Annotated in this window: 19 protein-coding genes and 4 pseudogenes; 7 read left to right on the top strand and 16 right to left on the bottom strand. The window is 54.1% G+C overall.

The features are described from left to right. The first annotated feature begins 224 nt into the window (after window positions 1-224). Entirely contained in the window at window positions 225-1,193 is a 969-nt protein-coding gene (locus EGO55_RS04300) for a restriction endonuclease (RefSeq protein WP_124916705.1), read from the top strand. A 55-nt stretch (window positions 1,194-1,248) separates the two neighbouring features. Here EGO55_RS04300 and EGO55_RS04295 read toward each other — a convergent pair whose 3' ends face one another. The 8 genes and pseudogenes from EGO55_RS04295 to EGO55_RS21695 form a co-directional block, all read right to left on the bottom strand. Further along, entirely contained in the window at window positions 1,249-1,707 is a 459-nt protein-coding gene (locus EGO55_RS04295) for a DUF5681 domain-containing protein (protein WP_021692055.1), read from the bottom strand. Next, window positions 1,704-2,234 (bottom strand): DUF5681 domain-containing protein, encoded by a 531-nt coding sequence (locus EGO55_RS04290; RefSeq protein WP_124916704.1) that lies wholly within the window; start codon window positions 2,232-2,234, stop codon window positions 1,704-1,706. Before EGO55_RS04290 ends, EGO55_RS04295 begins: the two co-directional genes overlap by 4 nt. Beyond that, a complete protein-coding gene (locus EGO55_RS04285; RefSeq protein WP_124916703.1) occupies window positions 2,231-2,977 on the bottom strand; it encodes a DNA-methyltransferase in 747 nt (248 codons plus the stop codon). The genes EGO55_RS04290 and EGO55_RS04285 overlap by 4 nt, the downstream gene beginning before the upstream one ends. Before the next feature lie 72 nt (window positions 2,978-3,049). Next, window positions 3,050-3,757 carry an IS6 family transposase gene (locus EGO55_RS04280; RefSeq protein WP_124916702.1) on the bottom strand — a complete coding sequence of 236 codons (708 nt, stop codon included), beginning with the start codon at window positions 3,755-3,757 and terminating at the stop codon, window positions 3,050-3,052. 31 nt (window positions 3,758-3,788) lie between these two features. Continuing rightward, window positions 3,789-4,019: pseudogene (locus EGO55_RS21700) on the bottom strand (IS6 family transposase); the annotation flags it as partial. A 120-nt stretch (window positions 4,020-4,139) separates the two neighbouring features. Beyond that, complete coding sequence (locus tag EGO55_RS04270) at window positions 4,140-5,057, bottom strand: SGNH/GDSL hydrolase family protein (RefSeq protein ID WP_084620501.1); 918 nt, start codon at window positions 5,055-5,057, stop codon at window positions 4,140-4,142. A 207-nt stretch (window positions 5,058-5,264) separates the two neighbouring features. Beyond that, window positions 5,265-5,633, bottom strand: coding sequence for an IclR family transcriptional regulator domain-containing protein (locus tag EGO55_RS04265; protein WP_235694176.1), 369 nt, complete (start codon window positions 5,631-5,633; stop codon window positions 5,265-5,267). 57 nt (window positions 5,634-5,690) lie between these two features. After that, window positions 5,691-5,822, bottom strand: a pseudogene (locus tag EGO55_RS21695) (helix-turn-helix domain-containing protein); the annotation flags it as partial. A gap of 468 nt (window positions 5,823-6,290) precedes the next feature. On the opposite strand from EGO55_RS21695, the gene EGO55_RS04260 reads away from it, so the two are divergent. The 4 genes from EGO55_RS04260 (at window position 6,291) to EGO55_RS04245 (ending at window position 12,278) form a co-directional block, all read left to right on the top strand. Continuing rightward, window positions 6,291-7,250 (top strand): alpha/beta hydrolase, encoded by a 960-nt coding sequence (locus tag EGO55_RS04260; protein ID WP_021692022.1) that lies wholly within the window; start codon window positions 6,291-6,293, stop codon window positions 7,248-7,250. Between the two features lie 2 nt (window positions 7,251-7,252). After that, window positions 7,253-8,542: a serine hydrolase domain-containing protein gene (locus tag EGO55_RS04255; protein ID WP_161566014.1), complete on the top strand. Its 1,290-nt coding sequence runs from the start codon at window positions 7,253-7,255 to the stop codon at window positions 8,540-8,542. 112 nt (window positions 8,543-8,654) lie between these two features. Next, on the top strand, window positions 8,655-11,165 hold the full coding sequence (locus EGO55_RS04250; protein WP_021692028.1) for a TonB-dependent receptor: 2,511 nt from the start codon (window positions 8,655-8,657) through the stop codon (window positions 11,163-11,165). 363 nt (window positions 11,166-11,528) lie between these two features. Further along, entirely contained in the window at window positions 11,529-12,278 is a 750-nt protein-coding gene (locus tag EGO55_RS04245; protein WP_021691993.1) for a helix-turn-helix domain-containing protein, read from the top strand. A gap of 76 nt (window positions 12,279-12,354) precedes the next feature. Here EGO55_RS04245 and EGO55_RS21170 read toward each other — a convergent pair. From EGO55_RS21170 to EGO55_RS04225, 4 genes and pseudogenes are all read right to left on the bottom strand, one after another. Further along, window positions 12,355-12,850: pseudogene (locus EGO55_RS21170) on the bottom strand (IS6 family transposase); the annotation flags it as partial. A gap of 114 nt (window positions 12,851-12,964) precedes the next feature. Beyond that, entirely contained in the window at window positions 12,965-13,954 is a 990-nt protein-coding gene (locus tag EGO55_RS04235) for a quinone oxidoreductase family protein (protein WP_021691991.1), read from the bottom strand. Between the two features lie 88 nt (window positions 13,955-14,042). Continuing rightward, window positions 14,043-14,696, bottom strand: a complete 654-nt coding sequence (locus tag EGO55_RS04230; protein ID WP_021691990.1) for a Dabb family protein — start codon at window positions 14,694-14,696, stop codon at window positions 14,043-14,045. Continuing rightward, window positions 14,689-15,027 carry a hypothetical protein gene (locus EGO55_RS04225; protein ID WP_021691989.1) on the bottom strand — a complete coding sequence of 113 codons (339 nt, stop codon included), beginning with the start codon at window positions 15,025-15,027 and terminating at the stop codon, window positions 14,689-14,691. The genes EGO55_RS04230 and EGO55_RS04225 overlap by 8 nt, the downstream gene beginning before the upstream one ends. A 133-nt stretch (window positions 15,028-15,160) precedes the next feature. On the opposite strand from EGO55_RS04225, the gene EGO55_RS04220 reads away from it, so the two are divergent. Continuing rightward, on the top strand, window positions 15,161-16,189 hold the full coding sequence (locus tag EGO55_RS04220) for an AraC family transcriptional regulator ligand-binding domain-containing protein (RefSeq protein WP_084620483.1): 1,029 nt from the start codon (window positions 15,161-15,163) through the stop codon (window positions 16,187-16,189). 73 nt (window positions 16,190-16,262) lie between these two features. Here EGO55_RS04220 and EGO55_RS04215 read toward each other — a convergent pair. The 4 genes and pseudogenes from EGO55_RS04215 to EGO55_RS04200 all read right to left on the bottom strand — a co-directional run bounded on the left by EGO55_RS04215 (window position 16,263) and on the right by EGO55_RS04200 (window position 20,361). Next, a pseudogene (locus EGO55_RS04215) lies at window positions 16,263-16,970 on the bottom strand (IS6 family transposase). A 169-nt stretch (window positions 16,971-17,139) separates the two neighbouring features. Further along, complete coding sequence (locus EGO55_RS04210; protein ID WP_021691985.1) at window positions 17,140-18,099, bottom strand: alpha/beta hydrolase; 960 nt, start codon at window positions 18,097-18,099, stop codon at window positions 17,140-17,142. Window positions 18,100-18,553: 454 nt separating this feature from the next. Further along, on the bottom strand, window positions 18,554-19,579 hold the full coding sequence (locus tag EGO55_RS04205; protein ID WP_040717746.1) for an IS110 family RNA-guided transposase: 1,026 nt from the start codon (window positions 19,577-19,579) through the stop codon (window positions 18,554-18,556). Window positions 19,580-19,635: 56 nt separating this feature from the next. Continuing rightward, the gene (locus EGO55_RS04200) at window positions 19,636-20,361 is read right to left on the bottom strand and encodes an IclR family transcriptional regulator (protein ID WP_021691983.1); all 726 of its coding nucleotides are present in this window, start codon (window positions 20,359-20,361) and stop codon (window positions 19,636-19,638) included. An 896-nt stretch (window positions 20,362-21,257) separates the two neighbouring features. Here EGO55_RS04200 and EGO55_RS04195 point away from each other — a divergent pair. After that, window positions 21,258-23,768, top strand: coding sequence for a TonB-dependent receptor (locus EGO55_RS04195; protein WP_021692028.1), 2,511 nt, complete (start codon window positions 21,258-21,260; stop codon window positions 23,766-23,768). Window positions 23,769-24,125: the final 357 nt, after the last annotated feature.

The following is a 24,125-nucleotide window of genomic DNA, read 5'->3' as shown; positions in this document are numbered from 1 at the left end:
TTCCCGTGAAAGCCGGGAAGCGGGGCGTGGAAACCCCACTTGAAGCAGCTCGGTCGAGATTATCGGCCGGGTGGCATGCGCGCATGTCCAGCCCGCAAGGGTAAAGGCGTATGCGCTCGTTGCTTCAGCGGGTTTCCAACATCCGGCTTTGGCCGTCGCCCCGAGAGGACATAGGCGCGACGACAATGCCAAAGTGATCCGTCGCCCCAATGAGGAGTGCGACGGTGCTGGATACGACGACAAGAATTGCAGAAGAGACGCTGGTACGGCTGAAGCAGCCTTCGGCGGTGCGCTTTATACGTCTGGGACAAGGCGGAACCTGGGCCGAGGAGGCGATTGCCAACGGCACGATCCCCTTCAAGTATCGCAATGTTGCACATGCGCCTTGTGCCGCAGGCAACTGGGATGAAGTCCGGCGCCAGATCCTGGCCTCGGGCCGCAAACAAGGTGCCCTCGGCGGTGATCTGCGTGAACTGCGCGATTTCTATGAACTGGACGATCACTGCCTGTGGGTGACGATTGCCGGTGGCCACTTGTGGTGGGCCTTTGTAGAAGGCCCCGCCATAGCCAGCAACGAAGATGGGGAGGATCGCCCGATGCGTCTGCGCAGAACCCTTGATGGCTGGCACAGCTACAATCTTCAGGGTGATCCCCTTACCGTAAAAGCGTTGAGCTCGGTGCTGACACGGGTCACCGCCTACCAGCGTACCTTATGCAAAGTGGGGCCTGATGATTACCTCCTGCGTAAGATACGCGGAGAAGAAGAACCCGTAGTGGCCGAAGCGGTTGCCCTTAAGAACCAGCTCGAGGATGTCACTGCCCGGATGATCAGCCAGCTCGACTGGCGTGACTTCGAGATCATGGTCGATCTGATCTTCGCCCGGGGTGGATGGCAACGTCAGTCAGCCACAGGGGACGGGGAGGTTGATCTCGACCTTTTCCTGACCCATCCCACCACTTCGGAATCGGCATGGGTGCAGATCAAATCAAGCGCCACCCAGAAGGTGCTGGATGATTATGTCGAACGGTTCCGCAAATCGGGCGCGGATCGCTTCTACTTCGCGTGCCATACGGCCAAAGGGAACCTGGTGCTTGAAGATCAGCCGGGCATGCACGTCTGGATCGGACCTGAACTGGCCCGGCGCGCACTGGGCGCAGGGCTGCTCGACTGGCTGATCGAACACGTCAGCTGAGCGGATGCCCCTCTGCTTCCATTCGTACGGGTAAACCGGCGAATGGAAGCCTGGCCTAACGGATCAGCCTTGCTGACCGTCTGGGCAACGAGCCGCCAGGGGTTAAAGGAGGTCTCTGCACAACAGGTGCAGCAGTCGCGCTCGCCTGAGGCTGCACTATTGCTGCGGGCATCTCTGGCGGTTGGGTATGCTGACAGCGAATGTCTTCCTGCCGGGCCCATTCTTCCACACTGAGCGCTTCGGGCACGAGAAGCAGACCTTGCGTGGATCCATCGGTTGGCTCAGGAACACGCATCCTATGCAACTTCTCGAGCCGCTTTGCCGCTTCGATGTCGCCCGTCATGGCAAGATTGCGCAGGGCCAGGAGCAAAGCCTCAACCATCGACACCTGCCGCGATACGCCACCTGCATCGCGCAGCATGATCGTGTCGCCTGCAAGATCGTGAACCAGTGTGCGCGTGTTGACCGAACCGGGAGGACGACCACGACCACGCGTCTTGCGTTTGCCGCTCATGCTGCACCGCCTTCCTGAAGATCGGGATAGCCGATTGCGCTATCGATCTGTGCCTGTGTCTCGCTACGGCTATGCAGATAGGCGTTACGGGCCCAGTCCCGCTGCGCAGCCGTGAACGTCTTGCGCTGGCCAAACCGGCTATGAAGAAGGACCCCCATGTCAAAAGGCATGCTGCGGCTGTCCACATGGATGACGCCCGGCACGCGCTGTGCAGCTGGCGCTGTGGTCAGCACGCCATGCTGTACAAATGTATCGAGTATATGGAACAGCGCTTTGCGATCGCCGGCAAGAGCGGATTTGACCAACTTACGCAGCGCAATTTCCCGAGGGACCATCTCCTTCTTCCGGTTACCGGCACGTACCGCAACCGGTTCATCGAGAATGCGCAGCACATCGGTCTCGTGCACGGGCTTCTTCTTGCGCCTGCCGCTCACATTGCCCGAACGTCCGGGCTGAAAGCGTGTGTGCTTTGGCGGCCGGCCGTAACCAACCTCGTAGTCTGCCGGGTTGTCTGTCATGTCGCTCATGCCATCACCTCTTCCGTGGTGAGGGAAGCGAGCCGTTCGGCTTCCACCTCGGCGAAGCTCTGACTGGTGCCGGCCAGAACCGCATCGATGCCGCACACCTGTTTCATCCGACGCACGATAACATCGCAGTAGTGTGGATCGATCTCGATCGCCCGGCCGAACCGTCCGGTGCGTTCTGCAGCAATCAGTGTCGTACCCGAGCCACCAAAGGCATCAAGCACGATACCTTTGCGATGCGAACAGTCCCTGATGGCATCGGCGACAAGGTCGACAGGCTTCACCGTTGGATGGAGCGCCAGGTCACCGCGGTCCTGACCAAAACTGTTTACCCCGGCATAGGTCCAGACATTGGTCCGGTTGCGGCCATGGCGGCCCAGTTCGACATTGTTGATGTGTGCCGTAGTGCCAGACTTGAACACGAACACCAGTTCGTGCTGCGAACGATAGAGCGAACCCATCCCGGCATTGGTCTTGGCCCAGACGCAGATGTTCTTCAGCTCATCATAGACGCCGTCACCTGCCATCAGCAACTCGTGCGCATGGCGCCAATCCATGCACATGAAGTGCAGGGCCCCTTCTGCCGAATAGGCGGCAAGGCGCGTCATGACATCAACAAGGAACCGGATAAATTCCTCACGCGTCATTTCTCCGGAGGCCATGGCAAATTCGCGGTGGCGGATACGGCCAAGGCCGGAGACATGCCCCTCAATCGGGACATTATAAGGCGGATCGGTAAAGACCATCTGCGCCGGTGCTGTCAGTCCGTTGCGAACTGCTCTCCGTTTCGCAAAGTGGGTCCAGGCCCGAGCTGAGACTCATCCCATAAGCGATTGCCACTCGGCTAGAGCTGCCGAGCGGCGAAGTTTGAAAGTTTGTCTGTCGACGAGGTGTCGTTCCGAGTTGAAGTGGTTGGTGAGAGAGGCGTGAACGAAGGCGAATTTCTGTAGCGATTTCATTTGCCGAAATCGCTGCATAGCGCGTTCTCGTCGCCGGAAGGGTAGATGTGAATTTTCGGCCCGATTGTTGAGGTAGCGCCCCATCTCGCGGCGCTCGAGATTGCCCAGATCCCTCATTGCCGCTGGATAGGAACGAAGGCCGTCAGTGACGATCTTGTCAGCTTGCCCATGACGCTTCAATGCCTTCTTCATGAAGCGCAAAGCTGCAGATTTGTCCCGTTTCTTCGTGACGTAGCTTTCGAGAACTTCGCCCTCGTGATCAACGGCGCGCCACAAATAAACCATCTCGCCGTTCAATCGGACGTACATCTCGTCAAGGTGCCAGCGCCAGTGCCGAAAACCACGCATTCGTTGCACACGCTGGCGGCGAATGTCGGCAGCAAAGAGAGGGCCAAATCTATTCCACCAAAGACGCACGGTCTCATGACAAAGATCGATCCCTCTCTCGAAAAGCAGGTCTTCGACATTGCGCAGCGAGAGGGGAAACCTGACGTACATCATCACCACGAGGCGGATCACCTGAGGCGATGAGTGAAAGTACCGGAACGGATTTGGTGTCTTGCTCATCCGCTCAGGTTAACGGTGCGGGGAGGGTGGGGCCATCCTTTTGACACCACCTCTCGTCAAGGTGCCAACGCCAGTGCCGAAAACCACGCATTCGTTGTACACGCTGGCGGCGGATGTCGGCTGCAAAGAGAGGACCAAATCTATTCCACCAAAGACGCACGGTCTCATGGCAAAGATCGATCCCTCTCTCGAAAAGCAGATCTTCGACATTCCGCAGCGAGAGGGGAAACCTGACGTACATCATCACCACGAGGCGGATCACCTCAGGCGATGAATGAAACTATCGAAATAGATTGGACGTCTTGCCCATCCGCTTTGGTTTACGGCGCTAATTGTGCCAATGCTCTGACGACGGACACTTTTTTACATCACTTTTCCAACCTTACAACTTCGAGAGCTTCTTCGCAAGTGCATCAGCAATAGCGGCGTGGCCTACCAAGTTGGGGTGCCAAGCGGCACCGGGGATCGCGTTCGGATCACGTGGGAAGCCGATGGCCCAAGATTCTCTATCACATGGTGAGTGATTGTGCGATAATTCGTCGGAGGCCAGTACGGTTGCACCCTTCTCTAATGCAATTTCGGCAGTAACCTTGGCGAGTCTGAGGCCGATTTCTTGTGCGTTTTTCCGGTCGGTAGGGAGCAGTTGAGCATCAAGGCAATTCTTGTCCGTCACAAGTGTGATGTACTGGACGAACACTAGCCTCGCTTGCGGAGCACGTACGTGTACTATGTCTGCAATCCGGCGTAGGTTGTCTCTCAACTCGCGGTATGCTGTCTCGGAGGGAATTGATAGGGCAAGCAAATCCTCGCAGGGTAAAGTTGTCTTGCCGAGATTGACTGCTTTCATGCCCATCGCACGGCACGTTCCGGCAAGGAGGTGGCCGACGTAGCCAATATCGTTGCCGCCGACCAACAAAGTGACGAGTCTTGTATCCGCTGTCACTGCATCAATTTGGGCTGGTAGTTCACGCCATGGATTGAGGATGTGCGATGTCATCGCTCCGCCGCACGATTGGTCATCCAGAATCAGGTCAAGTCGTTGCGCTAGCAACGTCGCGTAGTTTGACTGACTTCGCCCGCAGCGTTCGGGTGTTCCTACTTGGATTGCGCCGATTCCAGACCCAGCGGCAAACGAACTTCCGAGTGCCACATAGCGCGCACCTTGCAGCGGTTGGTTTCGTGGCAACCCTTCGTTTAAGTTACACCCCGTAAGGGCGAGTATCGCTGACGATGCAAGGTGTATCGCTAAGCAGCGTATCACAAACTTATGCGATCGGATTTTGCATCTATATGTGAACATTTATCATGGTCCCCTAGTTTCATGTAATAAGAAAATTATGCAATAATATATTTACTATTAAAATATATATGCAATAGAAATCTGCTCTAGAATAATTTTTTCTAGTTCATCTATTCTTGGTTTCATACGGTACGTCGGGTCCGAAGCAACCAATGAAAAACGGCGCCTTCTATTGGTAATGGAGCGGCCATACCAAGAAGGTCAGGCCTAAATTGAGATGGTAGCGACGCTTCTTTCCCTGTTCGATCGCAGCGAGTACGGTACGGCATCTGCATCCGTTGGTGTCGTGATGCCATAAGTTTCAAAGGTAATCCGGGAGAGCAGGGCTCGTAATTCGGTCTTGTCGTATTGCTGAAGCAAGGCGCGGCCACTGGCCGAAGCGTGGATCGGAATCCGATGTCCTGCCTTCGTGAAATAACGGATAGGCGCGGACGACTCACTCACCAGGACGAAAATTGCCCAAGGCCCTGCAGGAGCAACGATGCTGACGGTCTCTCCTGAGCGCTCCATAGAAGTGCGTGTCAGGTCTTGCGCAAATTTTGGCAACGCGAATCCTTCCGCGAACTGATCAGCCAACGCAATCCATCGGGGACTCGGATAATATCCGCCTCGGGTCCTCGTTTCGTACAGATAGCCGCGTTGCTCTAGCGTGTTGATGGTGCGATAGGCGCTCGACCGCGGCCATCCCAGGTCCCGCGCTATTCCTGGGACGCCCCTATATCCTAAATATTCTAGAAGATCAAGTACATCCTCAGCTCTCTTCATACTCATTTTGAAATCTCCATCGCCGAGAGCAATGCCATTTCAGCTATCTATATCACAGCTCTTCTCGTTATTAAATCCAGTATGTGGGATAAAAAATGCCATATTGCGTACTTTTCGGGTTTCGAGTACATTCGCTAACGAGAGTAAATACTTGGGTGAATTGATGGAGAGTGAAAGGATGCCGCTCGAGAGCATCAAGATAAGATAAGTGCTGCCATTGCCGGTCAAATCTGACCGCAGGCGCAATGCGCTCCGGATGCGACGGCTGTCGCATTCATGCGTTTAGCGCGCATTGGCAAAACGACATCGCTGGAATGATTTCCTCTATCGGCCGCTCGGGCGAAAAGCGGAGCCGATACGGTGCAGAGTGATGAATAAATAAAAATAGGTCGATCCTAACAGTAATAAGACAATTTTATCGTAATAATCGATAAATTAATCAATTTATAATAAATACGGAGGGTTCTTATGGCGGGTGATACGCATCTTAGGGCGCAAAAATTTCCACCCCCAGTTTCCATCAGTGCTGAAGCGCGCAAAATCCTGAGCGTTCCTATGCCGGAACGGACGATTTTCCCTGATCTTGACGATCATGCTGCGTGGCAAAAATTGATCGAGGAGCGCAATCAGGCATACCGCTCATTATTCGCGAAGCAGGTAGAGGGAGGAGGTGCTTTAAAGCGGGATCACATATCTGGCGTGCCAGTCGCGATTATGCCGCGGCCGAGGTCAATGAAATTACCAAATGACTATGTGTATATGGATATACATGGCGGTGGGATGATATTCTTTGGAGGAGAATACATGAATTGGATGGTCGAGATGACCGCTAATTCTGTACAGATGGAGGTTGTATCAATCGATTACCGCATGCCGCCAAAATATCCATACCCAGCCGGGCTCGATGATTGCCTCAGCGTCTATTTATCTCTCGCTGAAGAAAGAGGTGCAGATAAAATAATTGTAGGCGGATCTTCCGCAGGTGGGAATCTCGCTCTGGCACTGATGCTGCGCCTCAAAACTGAAGGCGCGTGTTTGCCTGCCGGTTTGGTGCTTCTCTCTCCAGAGGTTGATCTTACTGAGTCCGGCGATAGTTTCCAGATATTGGATGGTATTGATATTTTGCCGTCATTTATGACGGTAAACAAGTTGTATGCTGCAGATATGGCGCTCGAACATCCGCTTGTATCTCCCTTGTTTGGTGATTTCTCAGGAGAATTTCCACCCACATTTATTCAATCTGGAACGAGAGATCTATTTCTCTCCAATGCCGTCAGGCTTCACCGCGCTCTGCGTCGGGTCGATGCAGATGCGGAACTCCATATTTGGGAGGCGATGCCGCACGGGAGATTCCCTGGATCGCCCGAAGAAAGAGATGTGGATGAAGAAATAAATAAGTTCATCAGAAAATGCGTGGTGGGGAGATAATCATGAGCGAAAATATTGCCTTTTCTCCGAGCCGTCGAAAATTACTACAAGCATTGGGGGCGATAGGTGTGATGCCACTCGCAATGCCCAAGAATTGCGAAGCGCGATCGCGTGGTCTTCTCGCAACAAGGGGGGTGGCTCAAGGCATAGTTAAATCAAAGGTATGTCCTGGCGTGGTTGTCGGCGTTGGCCAAGCGACGGAGGAGCCCCAGTTTGTTAGCGAAGGTTCTCTCAGCTTCGACAGTAAAGAGCGGGTGGATAAGAACACGTTGTGGCGCATTTACTCAATGACCAAGCCGATAACGGGCATGGCGGCCATGCTGTTGATTGCAGAAGGAAAGCTGACGCTGGATCAGCCGGTTTCGGATTTTTTTTCCGCGTTTTCATCGATGCAAGTGTTGGTAGATCCCAAATCTGGCACGGAAACGAAACCGGCCAGGAACCCGATAACAGTGCGGCATCTTATGACGCACACGTCGGGAATTGGTTCGGCGATACCGCAAACACCTTCTGTTGGCGGGCCGTTAGCGGATAGGTATGTCAAATTGGGTCTCAGAAACGGTGTTTTTCAGGCCAATGGTCAACCTGACATGGACGGCGCAGTTACGAGCCTTCGCGAGTTTGCAGAACGTCTGGCGACAGTACCTCTGGAAACGGAGCCAGGGACGCGTTGGCGGTATTCTTTGGGGCTCGACCTTCTGGGCGCGATCATTGAAGTCGTGTCTGGGCGGCCCTTTGATATCTTCTTGAAGGAAGCTTTTTTCGATCCTTTGGGGATGCGCAGCACGTGGTTTCGCGTCCCTGAGCACGAGAAAAGGCGGCTGGTTGATAACTACGCAACTGCCAATGGCATGTCCAGATCGATCGATACTGGCGTCAACTCATTATTCCTGAAACGGCCGACATATCCGTCAGGTGGCGGCGGGCTGGTCTCGTCAGCGCGGGACTACGACAGGTTTCTCATGATGCTGGTGAGAGGCGGGACATTGGACGGCGCAACTGTCATGCCGCCCAGTGCGATTGCGCTTGGAACCTCCAATCTACTGCCTGAAGGCACGGACATGAGTGGGTACATTTACCCTAGTTCGGGTGACGGGTTCGGGGCTGGAGGACGGTTAGTTATGTCTGGCCCCCACAAGGGCGCTTTTGGATGGCTAGGAGCGGCAGGGACACTTGGAATGGTGAACTGCGGACGCCAACTTCGTCTTGTTGGCATGTTGAACTGCATGGGGGACATGAGTCTTCCTCGGCTAATTCCCGATGCCGTAAATAAAGATATATCAACCTATTGATATTTTATCGTAATAAATACCCATTTTTAAATGGTAAATAGATAATATTATTTAAAAATTCGATACTAAATAATCTCTACGCCATGAACCGCGATAGGGAAGGGAGAGGTTTATGCTTAAGTTAAAGGTTGTTTTGGCATGTGGGGTGTTCGGAGGCGGCTTTGTCTGCATCGTTCCGGCAATCGCACAACCACTGGAAACTACCCCTGAGGCGGCGAAGCCCGAAGCTGCGCAAGCTTCCCGTGAAGGTAGTGAGTCCGGATTGGCTGAAATTCTCGTGACCGCGCAGAAGCGCGCGGAATCCTTGCTCAAGGTTTCAGCGGCGATTTCCACTATTGGTCAGCGGGGATTGGACGATGTGGGCGCACGTTCTATAGGTGATGCGACCAAGGCCTTACCCAACGTGTCCATTGCAAGCCAGGGGCTGTCCATTCGCGGGCTTGGGGTGACGGCCCTTTCAGGTTCCGGTTCCACGGTAGCCTATCATGTCGATGGTGTTTACCAGGATCATGTCCAGGGCTTCCGGACCAGTGTTTATGACATCGACCGGATTGAGGTACTTCGTGGGCCGCAGGGCACGCTGTATGGCCGTAATGCGACGGCGGGTGTGGTCAATGTCATTACCACCAAGCCAAGCTTCGATTTCGAAGCGAAAGGCGATATATCCTACGGTAACTACGATGCATTGATGACGCGCGGTGCGATCAACATTCCCTTGAGTGACAACTTCGCCATGCGCCTGTCGGGCACGTACGAAAAATCGGATGGCACGCAGCGTTTGGTTTCCGGCAAGCGGGTTGATGGACGCGATCTGCTGACCTCGCGGCTGGCGTTGCGCTGGGAGCCGACGGATCGGTTCACTATTGATGTGAATGCAAGCTATGTCCGCCAGCGCAATGTCGTTGGATCCTACGTCAACAATGCGAACGCGATCTTCCCGAACCTGATAGTCGGGGCGCCCCTGCTCGGGATTCCCGGCAACAACGATTCCAGCAATCCGATCGTCGTACAGATGGGAATTCCGAGAAATCGGGCCGCTGGCGCTCCGGGAGGAGAGATCGCCGGGTTGACGAGTCCGTTTTTCAACTCCCTGATGGCTCTCTTCAAGCTGGGAGGTTACAAGAGCCTCTATCCGGGCGGAGATTATAACTTCCGCAATCGTAGCCATATCGACAGCATCTCGTTGAAGACGAATATTCGTTATGACGTGAGCGATGCGGTTTCGTTGACTTACATTGGCGGGTATTTTCATGAAAAAAACAAAAGTCGTAACAATGCTGCTCTACCTTTCGTCATGGACTACGGAGACCTGCGCGCAAACGATTGGTCGCATGAAGTCGATATCAATGTTGAAACCGATCGTCTGAGGGGGGTTGTCGGCTTCTATTCGTTTCAACATGCGACGCACAAGGCCACACCGGGATCGATTGGCATATGGCAGCCAGATTTTCCGACTTTGATACCCTTTGGTGGATCGGCGGCCGGACTTCAACCGACACTCCTGCCTTTCGTTGAAAGTGTCCGTAACGAACGAGATAAGGATACGACACGTGCGATCTTTGGTCAGGTAGGTTATTCCGTCTCGGACGACCTGCGGTTGATCGGCGGGGCCCGCTACAATATCGATAAGATCAGCAGGGCGATTGGCACCATATCGCTATGTCCATTGGGATCGGGAACTGATAATGGTGCCCGTCCCAATGAAGCAACTCTTATACCCCCGCTCAATGCCCTCAAGGCTTGTTCGACGATCGCGGCGGCCGTTCCGAGTTTCTATCTTAATCGGATGACCCCAGCAGCTTCCAAGACGTTCAAGCAGTTCAGCTGGAAGCTGGCGGCTGAATATGATCTGTCGCCGGATACGATGCTCTACAGTTCGGTCAGCACCGGCTACAAGGCGGGTGGTATTACCGATGCCAGTGCGGCAGGGAGCGAACGGTTCTACGAGCCGGAAAAGAACATCAGTTACGAGGTCGGGCTTCGCACGCGCCTGTTGGACAATCGCCTGAATCTCAGCCTGACCGGCTTCTGGACGGATTATAAGGATCTGCAGGTCAGCATTGTACGAAATGTAAACGGCGCGCCCAAATACGTCTTCACCAACGCGGGCAAATCGCGCAGTCGCGGGGTCGAACTTGAATTTGCCTACGCCCCGACATCTAATGATCGGATTACGGGTTTTGTCACGTATCTCGATGCGAAGTTCCGGCAATTTGAAACGCCTAATGTGTTCCTGACCGCTCCGGGCGACAACACGCCCGTGATCATCGATGCTGCAGGCAATCGCCTTGCCGGATCGCCGGAATGGGCCTTCCGGGTCGCATACTCCCACATCTTCGATCTGGGTTCGGCCGGCACGTTGACCCCGATGGCGTCGACTTACTATCAGGCCAAATCCTACACCTACTTCACCAATGGACTGCAGGATCGCGCCGGTGATTATTTTCGCAGCGATTTTAATTTGAAGTACGAGACGGCCAGCAAGAACTTCTTCGTCGAAGGATTCGTGAACAACATCGAGAACAAGCGGGTTCCGGTGGTGTCTGTGCCGCAGGCCGGTATGAACTTTATGGCCTATTCGGAACCACGTACCTACGGTGTCAGGGTCGGTTTCTCTTATTAATATTCGCCATTCGAGGGGGCGGGGGAGTCGTGGGAGCCCACCCTCCTGACGGCCGGCCCGGTCGTCCAGTGCGATCGGGCCGGTCATGTCGTGAAACGGAAATTGAGGGTGGCCTGTCCAGTCAATTATGCGGATCGCACGGATGATGGTCGGTGTTCTTATGGTATATACGCCAAAGTCAAGGTTTTATTATTACGATAATTAAATAAAAAATATAAATGATAGGTACATTATAAATGACTATATAATAATATAATTATTACAGGTATATTATGCTAATTGCAAAGTAAAATGTTATGATATTTTTCTGGATAAAGGTTTTATTGGGCAATATATTGTGAAATATAATACTTGGAGGTGTGTTTGGTTAGAGGAGCGTTTCAGGAAAAATCTTATGATTTGGCCGCGGCCCTAAGAAATATATTCAGATCTAAGGGATTGAAAAATGCAGATGTGGCTGAGTTGTTGGGCGTTAGTGAGGTCACCGTGAAGCGGTGGCTCTATGGGCGGGGCTTAACGCTCAATCGCTTGATGGAGCTATGTCATTTGGCTGATGTGACGCTTGGTGAAATTGCCGAAAAAGGAGAAGGTGAGTCATGCGATCTTAATCGTGCACTTACTTTAAATCAGGAGAGGGAATTATCGAGAAATACGCTTTTATCATTCTTATTTTTCATGATAATGAATGGATGGCCTCCTCGAGATCTTCACAATGATTTCGATATACCGATGGAAGTTATTGAAGGTCAACTTGTCAAACTGGAGCGACTCGCATTGATCGATCGATTGCCGGGAGAGCGTGTTCGAAGTCGAATCGATCGGCGAGTGGCGTGGACGAGAGAGCCTATGAGGAGGCATTTCGAACAGCATATGAAATGGCAATTTATGGACATGGACTTTGGGAGTGTTGATTCAATATACACTTATGAGACAATTAAATTGTCTGCCGAGGGACTGGCTAAAATTGAAAAATTGCTTCATAAGTTCAGAATGGACGTGCAAGATTTATCGGATTTTGATAGAAAAAATTCACTTCTTCCTAAAAATTGGCATGGAGTTTTGTTGGCTGTTAGGCCTCTGGATATGGATAAATTTAAGAGACTTGGATTTTAGTATGAAAATTGGGTGCTGTCATTCGGTTGCGAACTGCTCTCCGTTTGGTGAAGTAGGCCCAGGCCTGAGCTGAGACTCATCCCATAAGCGATTGCCACTCGGCCATTGCGGCCGAGCGGCGAAGTTTGAAAGTCTGTCTGTCGACGAGGTGGCGTTCTGAGTTGAAGTGGTTGTGAAGGGAAGCGTGGACCGCGGCGAATTTCTGTAGTGATTTCATCTGTCGAAATCGCTGCATGGCACGTTCTCTTCGTCGGAAGAGCAGGTGAGAATTTTCAGCCCTGTTGTTGAGGTAGCGGCCCATCTCTCAACGCTCGAGATTGCCCAGATCCCTCATCGCAGCGGGATAGGAACGCAGCCCGTCAGTGACGATCTTGTCAGCTTGCCCATGACGCTTCAGCGTCTTCTTCATAAAGCGCAAAGCCGCAGCTTTGTCTCGTTTCTTCGTGACGTAGCTTTCGAGAACTTCGCCCTCATGATCAACGGCACGCCACAAATAAACCATCTCGCCGTTCGGTCGGACATACATCTCGTTCAAATGCCAGCCAGTGCCGAAAACCACGCATTCGCTGAACGAATTTGGCGCCTTGCTCATCCGCTCAGGTTAAACGCGCGAGGAGGGCGGGGACACCACCTTTCCTCCTGACGGACCGCCATATAGGCCTTTGTCCGTCAGGAGGCGACATCCGTTATTGATCGAGGGCAGCGTTTACATCCAGAACGATCTTGCCGCGAACATGACCATCTTGCACTTGGCGATGCGCGTCGCCAGCCTGCGCAAGGGGCATTACAGTAATTGCGGGAGCTGTGATCTTGCCGCCTACGAGCGCGGCAACGAGTGCTCGTAGCTGACGGGGCTGATTTAGGTAGCTGGCCATTGTTGGCACGACGCGAACGCCCAACGTATCTGCCCGAGCAGGATCGACATGAATTTCATCCGCGATCAGCGTGGCGATGGGCGTGATGACCCCGCCACGCCTGGTGAATTCGACCGCATCAACCAGTGTGCCCTGACCGACGGTGTCCACCACCAGATCGACACCTTCCGGCGCCCAGGCATGCACTGCGTCCGCGACATTGCCTTCGCGATAATTGATAGCCAATTCAGCTCCCAGACTTTTGACGTAGTCAGCGTTTCCGGGGCTGCAAGTCGCCGCCACCCGGGCACCCGCCTGATGAGCGAGCTGGATTGCATAACTGCCGGTGCCGCCTGCCCCACCGTTGATGAGAACACGCGCCCCAGTGCTCACAGCGCCGACGTCATGGACCGCTTCATAAGCGGTGATCGCAGCAGTGGGCATCGCGGCGGCATCGCGCAGCGACACGGTATCGGGCAATTTGACACAACGTTCTTCCGCCGACGCTACATATTCGGCGTAGGTTCCGCGTTCACCAAGACCTTGGTTGGAAGCGGTGACCACCCGGTCCCCCACGGCAAGGGTGGTGACCCCTTCGCCGACTTCAGCAACGATGCCTGCTGCATCGAACCCGACCACAAATGGGAACTGGTACTGAAAATACTGAGAAAGCCAGCCCTCGCGTGATTTCCAATCAGCCGGATTGACGCTGGCATAGGCGACTTGAATAATAACATTGCCCGGTGCTGCTCTGGGGCGATCAATGTCTGCCATATGAAGGACATCCGGTCCGCCAAATTCGTTCAATACCATTGCGCGCATGATATGCGTTTTCCTTCCCGTTGTGATTGGCGCGTTTCTTGCTGCCCCGGTGTGGCTGCCCGAAACGCCCTTCATTGTTTCGTGAAATTCAGCGGTTGAGTATGGCCTGATCCAATGCACAGAAAGTGTGCACGAGATGGCGATCCACCAGATAATCTGGGTATTCGGTATCGAACCAGCGTTCAACGTGGGCCCAGTGAACCGGATGCATCATATAGGGGCCTTCAAGGCCTGTGCGGTCGGCGTATTCCTGCTCCCAGATGTGCGTCCAGGGCAGCCCCCCCGTGCTTAGATCAGACTGCGATAGTTCCCACCGAACGATACTACGCACATGATTAGGCATGATCTGGGTATCGCGAGAGAAAGCACGGAGCCGTTCCGGCGTGGGGTTGCGATTGGCGCAGAACAGGGCCACCCGATATAAGCCTGATGCCGCATCACGATCCCCGCCGGCATGTCCCGTTTCGAAGTCAGCCCCCTCTAAGGAGGTGATAGTAGAGGGGGTGTTGAGTAGTGCGGTTACCGCCTGGCCGGCATCGCTGGCGATTGCTGCCTGCGCTGCGGCTTGATCGGTAAAGCTCACTCGCCAAATATAATCACCACCGTTGTAAACGCCCGGCAGCGTTGGCGCGACAAGACTGCTCGTTATACCTGGGAGCGCCTGCGTGGCATCGCTCAGTGCAGGGCCAAAATTATCGCGTGCCTTGTCTGTTACGCCGATCACTTTTAGGAGATTATACATTGGTGAGTGCCTCGAGTGTGTCGGCTTCTGCTGTGGTGTAGCGTTGGCGGCTTTCAATGAACGTGGGGGCTTCTTCTTCCCACCAATGGTCCACCGCTGTGTCCATACGAGCTTGCTGCTTTGCTCCCCATACGGCGCCAACGTGGGCCTGTTCCCATATGAAAATTAGCCGATTGTTGCCTTGATCCAGCCACATGGCCGGTTCCACAAGGCGCTGCTTCAGCACCATGCCGCGTGCTTCTGCACCGGGTGCATAACGCGCCATGTACGCTTCATATAGCACTTGCCCCTGACCTTGCTTTGCAAGAAGTTCGTCGATCACAAAAACCATTGTCACTCTACCTTGCTGCGTTTCGGCGTAGTTTAGAAAGGTTGCGTGCTATGGCTAGGACGGGCGCGCGCAGCGCAGCGGACATTTTCGATCATTTTTGTTGTTGGACGGGGGCCATGCGTTAGTATGCGGCATGCTCCAACAGGATTCCATCCAGGCGCTGGTTGTGCTGCTTGCACGTGCTTCGGTGCGGCTTGAAGCTGATGGTTTCGATCCAGACGATTTTGCGAATACAGATCTGCGCGATTGCAGGCCGTTCGCGATCCTTTTCGGCCAGCATATGGAGAGGCTCGAACGGCTATGTTGTGACCGCGATGGTGCCGCGCTGTTCACGCCGCTGGCGGGTGAAATGATGTTCAGGGCAGTGATTAACTGTTCAGACCTTTATGCCGCGCTTGAACGGAGTTGTCGTTTCAGCTCGCTCCTGACCGAGGAGGAGAGCTGTAGCCGACTGCGTAGTGACGATACTCGGGTCCGGTTTGAATGCGCATCTCGATACACCACCAAAGACGAAGCCAGCCTTATAAACGATGTGGTGGGCTTGTTATTCCATGTGACGCTCTTGTCCTGGCTCAGCGGCCAAGAAGTTGCGCCGGACACGATCGCCCTGGCCTACCCGCGCATGGGGCTGGGCAGGGTAGTAGAGCAACTGTTTCGAGCGACAGTGATTTTTCAAAGTGAGGAAAATGCGCTTGTCTATCGCCAGGCTGCGTTGGCTGCTCCGATCGTACGGAGGCCTGCCGAGATCGATGCGGTACTCGAAGGTTTCCCGTATAACATAATGCTCGATGCGTCCCAGGATCGTGGGCACGCCACCAAAGTGAAAACGCTTATGGACCTTGCGGTGCGAGCGGGGGGGCACTGCCCCTGTGAGGGCGACATTGCTGCTTCTCTCACAGTCAGTCAGGCGACGTTGCGCCGCCGCTTGAGAGGGCAAAATACCAGCTACCGGGAATTGCGTGCCTTAACCTTGAAGGAGGAGGCGGAGCGCTTGCTGCACGATGGCAAATTGGGGCTATCTATGATTGCGCAGCGTCTCGGCTTTTCTGATGATCGCGCTTTCCGCCGTGCATTCAAGCAATGGACGGGGATTAGTCCGTCTGCTGCGGTATCGCGGCGGAGTTTTGCCAAAAGGGTGGAGCTTCGCGCCTGCCGCCGGTAGCTTGAGTGGGTGCTGTCAGTCGGTTGCGAACTGCTCTTCGTTTGGCAAAGTGGGCCCAGGCCCGAGCTGAGACTCATCCCATAAGCGATTGCCACTCGGCCATTGCGGCCGAGCTGGCGAAGCTTGAATGTCTGTCTGTCGATGAGGTGGCGTTCCGAGCTGAAGTGGTTGGTGAGAGAAGCGTGGACTGCGGCGAATTTTGTAGCGATTTCATCTGGCGAAAGCGCGGCATGGCACGTTCTCTTCGTCGGAAGGCCAAGTGCGAATTCTCAGCCCGATTGTTGAGATAACGCCCCATCTCACGACGCTCGAGATTGCCCAGATCCTTCATCGCAGCAGGATAGGAACGAAGGCCGTCGGTGACGATCTTGTCAGCTTGCCCATGACGCTTCAGCGCCTTCTTCATGAAGCGCAAAGCCGCAGATTTGTCCCGTTTCTTGGTCACGTAGCTTTCGAGTACTTCGCCCTCGTGATCAACGGTGCGCCACAAATAAACCATCTCACCGTTCAAACGGACATACATCTCGTCAAGGTGCCAGCGCCAGTGCCGAAAACCACGCATTCGTTGCACACGCTGGCGGCGAATGTCGGCAGCAAAGAGAGGGCCAAATCTATTCCACCAAAGACGCACGGTCTCATGACAAAGATCGATCCCTCTCTCGAAAAGCAGGTCTTCGACATTGCGCAGCGAGAGGGGAAACCTGACGTACATCATCACCACGAGGCGGATCACCTGAGGCGATGAGTGAAAGTACCGGAACGGATTTGGCGTCTTGCTCATCCGCTCAGGCTAACGGTGCGAGGAGGGCGAGGCCATCCTTTTGACACCACCATTTATCCGTACTGCCAGTATGGTCAATATGCATTTGCGCGCAGAACGTCAGACATCGCCAAAGACATTCAGGGAAGCCACGGGGAGAATTTGTTATCAATCTAAAATAATAAATATATTATCGCCCTCTCAGTGCTTCCGCCAGTGCTGCAATTGAAGCTTGCCGCATGGATTTCGTGCTGGCTGCATCGGCGACAATGTCGAAACCATGATAGGCTCCGGGATATACATGCAGTTCGACAGGTACGCCAGATCGGATAAGCCGGCGGGCATATTCCATGTCCTCGTCGACAAAGAGGTCAAGAGCGCCCGTCGCAATGAACGCGGCAGGCAAACCGGAAAGATCCGTCGCGCGCGCGGGAGCGGCAAGGTAGGGTGTATCCGGCCCGCCCGGTTCCTGTCCGAGGAGGGAGGTCCATCCATAGCGATTTGACGCCGCTGTCCAGCAGAATTCTCCTGCAAAAGGATTGGGATCGACCTGCCTGGCGCTTCCGGTCCGGTCATCCAGCATGGGATAGATCAGGTTCTGGTGACACAGCGATGGCCCGCCCCTGTCGCGGCATAGCAAGGCCAGCGCGGCCACAAGCCCACCACCGGCACTCTCGCCACGCACAGCGATGCGTGAACGGTCGATTCCCAAGGCCTCGGCTTCCCGATCGACCCAGCGTAGCGCCGCATAGCAGTCTTCCAATGGTCCCGGATGGGGCGTTTCCGGCGCAATCCTGTAGTCCACCGAAATGAGGATGCAGCCAAGTTGGTTGACTATCGAGATGTTCACGCCCTCGCTGATCCGGGGAGTGCCCATCACATAGCCACCGCCATGAATATGGAATACGCAGGCTGCATGGGGCACGACATCGCGCGGGCGATAGATCATGATATCCATCGGTTGGCCGGCAGCACCTTCTATGGCCTGCGTCGTGCAGGTCATTGTTTCAGGCAGAGGAACCGCATATGCTTCGATCATGTCGAGTGTAGCCTGCCGCACGGCATGGACCGTCGTGCTATCCAGATTGAAATCCTGCATCATGTCGAGGCCGGGGATGAGTTCTGGGTGAACCAAATACCTGCTATTCACTTATCTCTCCTTGATAATACATGGCCATATCCATGCTTTCAGAGCATTGAAAGACTTTTTATCATGGACATCATTTCTATTATAATGCCAAAATTTAGGCGATGTCAGAAGGATGACCTCGACCTCCTCGCGTGTTTAACCTGAGCGGATGAGCACGACGCCAAATCCATTCCGATTCTGTGGTTGCCACCCGTAGTGCAAGAAGAATCTTTCCTGATGAGATTGTAGATCGAGTGCGCCCTTCTGTTAGGCCTTTGGGTGCGGCATTTGTGTAGCCGCTGGCCGGTATGGTGATCCGCGGGACAGGTCCAAATCTACTTCTCGAGCTCAGTCACTCAATCGAAAAAGCTGGTTTTCCTGGCCCCGATCATTCGATCGTTTACCCATTCAGGTCATCGCCTTCTTTCACTACTCCCCATTTTCACGGCTCAAACTGTGGCTGACTGACATCGCATCATGTAGCCATAGCCTGTGCCGGATCTCGATAATCTTCCTTCCTGATCATCATCGCCCAGATCGTTCGGACCATCTTGTTAGCGAGGGCTACTGCGACGAGCTTGCGCGGTTTGCGTGCCGCGAGCTGTGCCAGCCACGATCCTTCTTGAATGGTCTTCCTGCCCATCCAGTTTAGTCGGGACATGGCGCCTGTGATCAGCAGCCTTCGAATGTCTGCCTGTCCTGCTTTCGACACACGGCCGAGGCGGTGCTTTCCCCCGGACGAGTGCTGTCTCGGCACAAGACCCAGCCAGGCCGCAAAGTCCCGCCCGCGACGGAATGACTCCATAGGCGGAGCAAAGGCTTCAACTGCCATTGCGGTTATCGGTCCGATCCCGGGTATCGTCTGGAGACGCCGGGCCGTCTCGGCCAGTGCCGCGTCCTGCTGGATTTGTTCCCGCAGCGCATCGATGCGCCCGTTCTTTTCTGCAATCTCGTCAAGCAGATCTCGACTGGCGCTGCGCACGATAGCTGGCAAGTCGGTATTGGGATCGTCCACGATCTCGGCAATGACCGTCAACTGTCTCGGACCTATCGGAGCCACATAGCCGAACTCGTATAGCTGGGAGCGGAGGGAGTTGATCAGCTGGGTGCGCTGTCGCACCAACAAATCGCGCGCACGAAAGAGAACACCCCGAGCCTGTTGCTCCATGGTTTTGGGTTCGACGAAGCGCATCTCCGGGCGCTGAGCGGCCTCGACAATCGCTTCGGCATCAGCCGCATCGTTTTTGTGTCGCTTGACGAATGGCGACACATAATGCGGAGCAATCAGCTTCGCCTCATGGCCTGACTTTTGCATTTCACGGGCCCAGTGGTGGGCGCTGCCGCAGGCCTCCATTACCACCACGCATGGGTCTTGCTGTGCCATGAAGCGCTGGAACTGCGTCCTGGTCAGCTTCTTTCGAAACAAGACCTCGCCCGACATTGTCGCCGCATGGATCTGGAAGACATTCTTTGCCAGATCCACCCCGATCATCGTACTCATCGTCAGGCGCTCGCTCTATTCATAATCTCGCTTTTCTGGACGGCTTGCTTAAAGCTCTATTGCCAGGCAACCACCTGTTCCAGCAACAACTCCGCAAGTTCCTCAACCTTGGCTTGCATCCGGTAGGTGGGGCCGGAGACAACCAATGCAAAGCGCCGTCCCTCTATTGGTAACGGAACGGCGATACCAAGAAGATCAGGAGTAAATTCCTCTACATTGAGTTGATAACGACGTTCCTTTCCCTGTTCGATCGCAGTGAGTACGGCATCAACATCTGTTGGTGTCGTGGCACCATAGGTTTCAAAGGTGATCCGGGAGAGCAGAGCTCGTAATTCGGTCTTGTCGTACTGCTGAAGCAAGGCACGGCCACTGGCCGAAGCGTGGATCGGAATCCGATGCCCTGCCTTCGCGAAATAACGGATGGGGGCGGCCGATTCGCTCACCAATACGAAAACAGCCCAAGGACCTGCCGGCGCGACGATGCTGACGGTCTCTCCTGAACGTTCCATCGAAGTGCGGGTCAGGTCTTGCGCAAACTCGGGCAACGCGAATCCTGCCGTGAACTGATCGGCCAAAGCAATCCATCGAGGACTCGGATAATATCCGCCACGGGCCTTCGTTTCGTACAGATAGCCGCGTTGCTCCAGGGTGTTGATGATGCGATAGGCACTCGACCTTGGCCAGCCTAGGTCCTGCGCGATTTCCGGCACGCCGGTCGGCCGCCCCCGTGCCGCCAAATATTCCAGAAGATCAAGTACATCCTCTGCCCGCTTTACGCTCATTTCGCAATCCCCATCACTAAGGACAAAGTAATTTCGGTTATCCGTACCACACTCTTAATCCTTACAAAATACCATATATGAGAAAAAAAATTCCATATTGCGCACATTTTGAGTTTCGAGTACCTTTGTCAACAAGAGCCATTGCCCGGCCGAATTGGTGGAGAGTGAAATGAGGCCGCTCGAGAGCATCAAAATAAGCGCTGTCATTGTCGATCAAATTTGTACGCAGATGCAGTGCGCTCCGGATGTGATGGCTGTCGCAGTCGTGCGTTCGGCACGCATCAGCAAGGCGTCGTCACTGAGTTGATTGCACGGATCAGCATATCAGGTTCAAGGCGCAACGGTTGCAGTGTCGAGTGATCTGCAAATGAATGTTTGGGGGGTGATGATGTATGGAATATTCCAGGATGTCATGAGGGAAAGTATCTCGATTAAGAAAAGAATAAATCCTTCAGAAAATTCGTGTTGGGGGATTAATTATGAGCGAGAATATTAACTTTTCTCGAAGCCTTCAGAAATTACTGCAATCAATGGGCGCGATGGGTGTGATGCTATGAGCGGATACATTTACCCTAGTTCGGGTGACGGGTTCGGGGCTGGAGGACGGTTAGTTATGTCTGGCCCCCACAAGGGCGCTTTTGGATGGCTAGGAGCGGCAGGGACACTTGGAATGGTGAACTGCGGACGCCAACTTCGTCTTGTTGGCATGTTGAACTGCATGGGGGGCATGAGTCTTCCTCGGCTAATTCCCGATGCCGTAAATAAAGATATATCAACCTATTGATATTTTATCGTAATAAATACCCATTTTTAAATGGTAAATAGATAATATTATTTAAAAATTCGATACTAAATAATCTCTACGCCATGAACCGCGATAGGGAAGGGAGAGGTTTATGCTTAAGTTAAAGGTTGTTTTGGCATGTGGGGTGTTCGGAGGCGGCTTTGTCTGCATCGTTCCGGCAATCGCACAACCACTGGAAACTACCCCTGAGGCGGCGAAGCCCGAAGCTGCGCAAGCTTCCCGTGAAGGTAGTGAGTCCGGATTGGCTGAAATTCTCGTGACCGCGCAGAAGCGCGCGGAATCCTTGCTCAAGGTTTCAGCGGCGATTTCCACTATTGGTCAGCGGGGATTGGACGATGTGGGCGCACGTTCTATAGGTGATGCGACCAAGGCCTTACCCAACGTGTCCATTGCAAGCCAGGGGCTGTCCATTCGCGGGCTTGGGGTGACGGCCCTTTCAGGTTCCGGTTCCACGGTAGCCTATCATGTCGATGGTGTTTACCAGGATCATGTCCAGGGCTTCCGGACCAGTGTTTATGACATCGACCGGATTGAGGTACTTCGTGGGCCGCAGGGCACGCTGTATGGCCGTAATGCGACGGCGGGTGTGGTCAATGTCATTACCACCAAGCCAAGCTTCGATTTCGAAGCGAAAGGCGATATATCCTACGGTAACTACGATGCATTGATGACGCGCGGTGCGATCAACATTCCCTTGAGTGACAACTTCGCCATGCGCCTGTCGGGCACGTACGAAAAATCGGATGGCACGCAGCGTTTGGTTTCCGGCAAGCGGGTTGATGGACGCGATCTGCTGACCTCGCGGCTGGCGTTGCGCTGGGAGCCGACGGATCGGTTCACTATTGATGTGAATGCAAGCTATGTCCGCCAGCGCAATGTCGTTGGATCCTACGTCAACAATGCGAACGCGATCTTCCCGAACCTGATAGTCGGGGCGCCCCTGCTCGGGATTCCCGGCAACAACGATTCCAGCAATCCGATCGTCGTACAGATGGGAATTCCGAGAAATCGGGCCGCTGGCGCTCCGGGAGGAGAGATCGCCGGGTTGACGAGTCCGTTTTTCAACTCCCTGATGGCTCTCTTCAAGCTGGGAGGTTACAAGAGCCTCTATCCGGGCGGAGATTATAACTTCCGCAATCGTAGCCATATCGACAGCATCTCGTTGAAGACGAATATTCGTTATGACGTGAGCGATGCGGTTTCGTTGACTTACATTGGCGGGTATTTTCATGAAAAAAACAAAAGTCGTAACAATGCTGCTCTACCTTTCGTCATGGACTACGGAGACCTGCGCGCAAACGATTGGTCGCATGAAGTCGATATCAATGTTGAAACCGATCGTCTGAGGGGGGTTGTCGGCTTCTATTCGTTTCAACATGCGACGCACAAGGCCACACCGGGATCGATTGGCATATGGCAGCCAGATTTTCCGACTTTGATACCCTTTGGTGGATCGGCGGCCGGACTTCAACCGACACTCCTGCCTTTCGTTGAAAGTGTCCGTAACGAACGAGATAAGGATACGACACGTGCGATCTTTGGTCAGGTAGGTTATTCCGTCTCGGACGACCTGCGGTTGATCGGCGGGGCCCGCTACAATATCGATAAGATCAGCAGGGCGATTGGCACCATATCGCTATGTCCATTGGGATCGGGAACTGATAATGGTGCCCGTCCCAATGAAGCAACTCTTATACCCCCGCTCAATGCCCTCAAGGCTTGTTCGACGATCGCGGCGGCCGTTCCGAGTTTCTATCTTAATCGGATGACCCCAGCAGCTTCCAAGACGTTCAAGCAGTTCAGCTGGAAGCTGGCGGCTGAATATGATCTGTCGCCGGATACGATGCTCTACAGTTCGGTCAGCACCGGCTACAAGGCGGGTGGTATTACCGATGCCAGTGCGGCAGGGAGCGAACGGTTCTACGAGCCGGAAAAGAACATCAGTTACGAGGTCGGGCTTCGCACGCGCCTGTTGGACAATCGCCTGAATCTCAGCCTGACCGGCTTCTGGACGGATTATAAGGATCTGCAGGTCAGCATTGTACGAAATGTAAACGGCGCGCCCAAATACGTCTTCACCAACGCGGGCAAATCGCGCAGTCGCGGGGTCGAACTTGAATTTGCCTACGCCCCGACATCTAATGATCGGATTACGGGTTTTGTCACGTATCTCGATGCGAAGTTCCGGCAATTTGAAACGCCTAATGTGTTCCTGACCGCTCCGGGCGACAACACGCCCGTGATCATCGATGCTGCAGGCAATCGCCTTGCCGGATCGCCGGAATGGGCCTTCCGGGTCGCATACTCCCACATCTTCGATCTGGGTTCGGCCGGCACGTTGACCCCGATGGCGTCGACTTACTATCAGGCCAAATCCTACACCTACTTCACCAATGGACTGCAGGATCGCGCCGGTGATTATTTTCGCAGCGATTTTAATTTGAAGTACGAGACGGCCAGCAAGAACTTCTTCGTCGAAGGATTCGTGAACAACATCGAGAACAAGCGGGTTCCGGTGGTGTCTGTGCCGCAGGCCGGTATGAACTTTATGGCCTATTCGGAACCACGTACCTACGGTGTCAGGGTCGGTTTCTCTTATTAATATTCGCCATTCGAGGGGGCGGGGGAGTCGTGGGAGCCCACCCTCCTGACGGCCGGCCCGGTCGTCCAGTGCGATCGGGCCGGTCATGTCGTGAAACGGAAATTGAGGGTGGCCTGTCCAGTCAATTATGCGGATCGCACGGATGATGGAGATGTGTTGCTGCGGATTATGCATTGTCTTCACCAATCACGCAATTTGAGAAATTTCACTAATCCCATGAAAAGACAATGAAATTGTGCTGAAGAATGAAATCATCGGGCTCGCATTAGAATTAGTTTGGTTGCGAACTTAGATTGCGTCGCTTTCAGCCTATCGGTTGATACTGAGCAGGAGGCGTGCGGAATTGTCAGTGAAACG

Origin of the sequence: Caenibius tardaugens NBRC 16725 (assembly GCF_003860345.1) — a bacterium.
Taxonomy (GTDB): domain Bacteria; phylum Pseudomonadota; class Alphaproteobacteria; order Sphingomonadales; family Sphingomonadaceae; genus Caenibius; species Caenibius tardaugens.
This window is presented reverse-complemented; position numbering and strand designations above follow the sequence as displayed.

Coding starts and splice junctions, on each gene's coding strand:
- EGO55_RS04295 (WP_021692055.1), bottom strand. CDS start 1,707: ATGAGCGGCAAACGCAAGACGCGTGGTCGTGGTCGTCCTCCCGGTTCG.
- EGO55_RS04290 (WP_124916704.1), bottom strand. CDS start 2,234: ATGAGCGACATGACAGACAACCCGGCAGACTACGAGGTTGGTTACGGC.
- EGO55_RS04285 (WP_124916703.1), bottom strand. CDS start 2,977: ATGGTCTTTACCGATCCGCCTTATAATGTCCCGATTGAGGGGCATGTC.
- EGO55_RS04280 (WP_124916702.1), bottom strand. CDS start 3,757: ATGAGCAAGACACCAAATCCGTTCCGGTACTTTCACTCATCGCCTCAG.
- EGO55_RS04270 (WP_084620501.1), bottom strand. CDS start 5,057: ATGTTCACATATAGATGCAAAATCCGATCGCATAAGTTTGTGATACGC.
- EGO55_RS04260 (WP_021692022.1), top strand. CDS start 6,291: ATGGCGGGTGATACGCATCTTAGGGCGCAAAAATTTCCACCCCCAGTT.
- EGO55_RS04255 (WP_161566014.1), top strand. CDS start 7,253: ATGAGCGAAAATATTGCCTTTTCTCCGAGCCGTCGAAAATTACTACAA.
- EGO55_RS04250 (WP_021692028.1), top strand. CDS start 8,655: ATGCTTAAGTTAAAGGTTGTTTTGGCATGTGGGGTGTTCGGAGGCGGC.
- EGO55_RS04235 (WP_021691991.1), bottom strand. CDS start 13,954: ATGCGCGCAATGGTATTGAACGAATTTGGCGGACCGGATGTCCTTCAT.
- EGO55_RS04230 (WP_021691990.1), bottom strand. CDS start 14,696: ATGTATAATCTCCTAAAAGTGATCGGCGTAACAGACAAGGCACGCGAT.
- EGO55_RS04225 (WP_021691989.1), bottom strand. CDS start 15,027: ATGGTTTTTGTGATCGACGAACTTCTTGCAAAGCAAGGTCAGGGGCAA.
- EGO55_RS04220 (WP_084620483.1), top strand. CDS start 15,161: ATGCTCCAACAGGATTCCATCCAGGCGCTGGTTGTGCTGCTTGCACGT.
- EGO55_RS04205 (WP_040717746.1), bottom strand. CDS start 19,579: ATGAGTACGATGATCGGGGTGGATCTGGCAAAGAATGTCTTCCAGATC.
- EGO55_RS04200 (WP_021691983.1), bottom strand. CDS start 20,361: ATGAGCGTAAAGCGGGCAGAGGATGTACTTGATCTTCTGGAATATTTG.
- EGO55_RS04195 (WP_021692028.1), top strand. CDS start 21,258: ATGCTTAAGTTAAAGGTTGTTTTGGCATGTGGGGTGTTCGGAGGCGGC.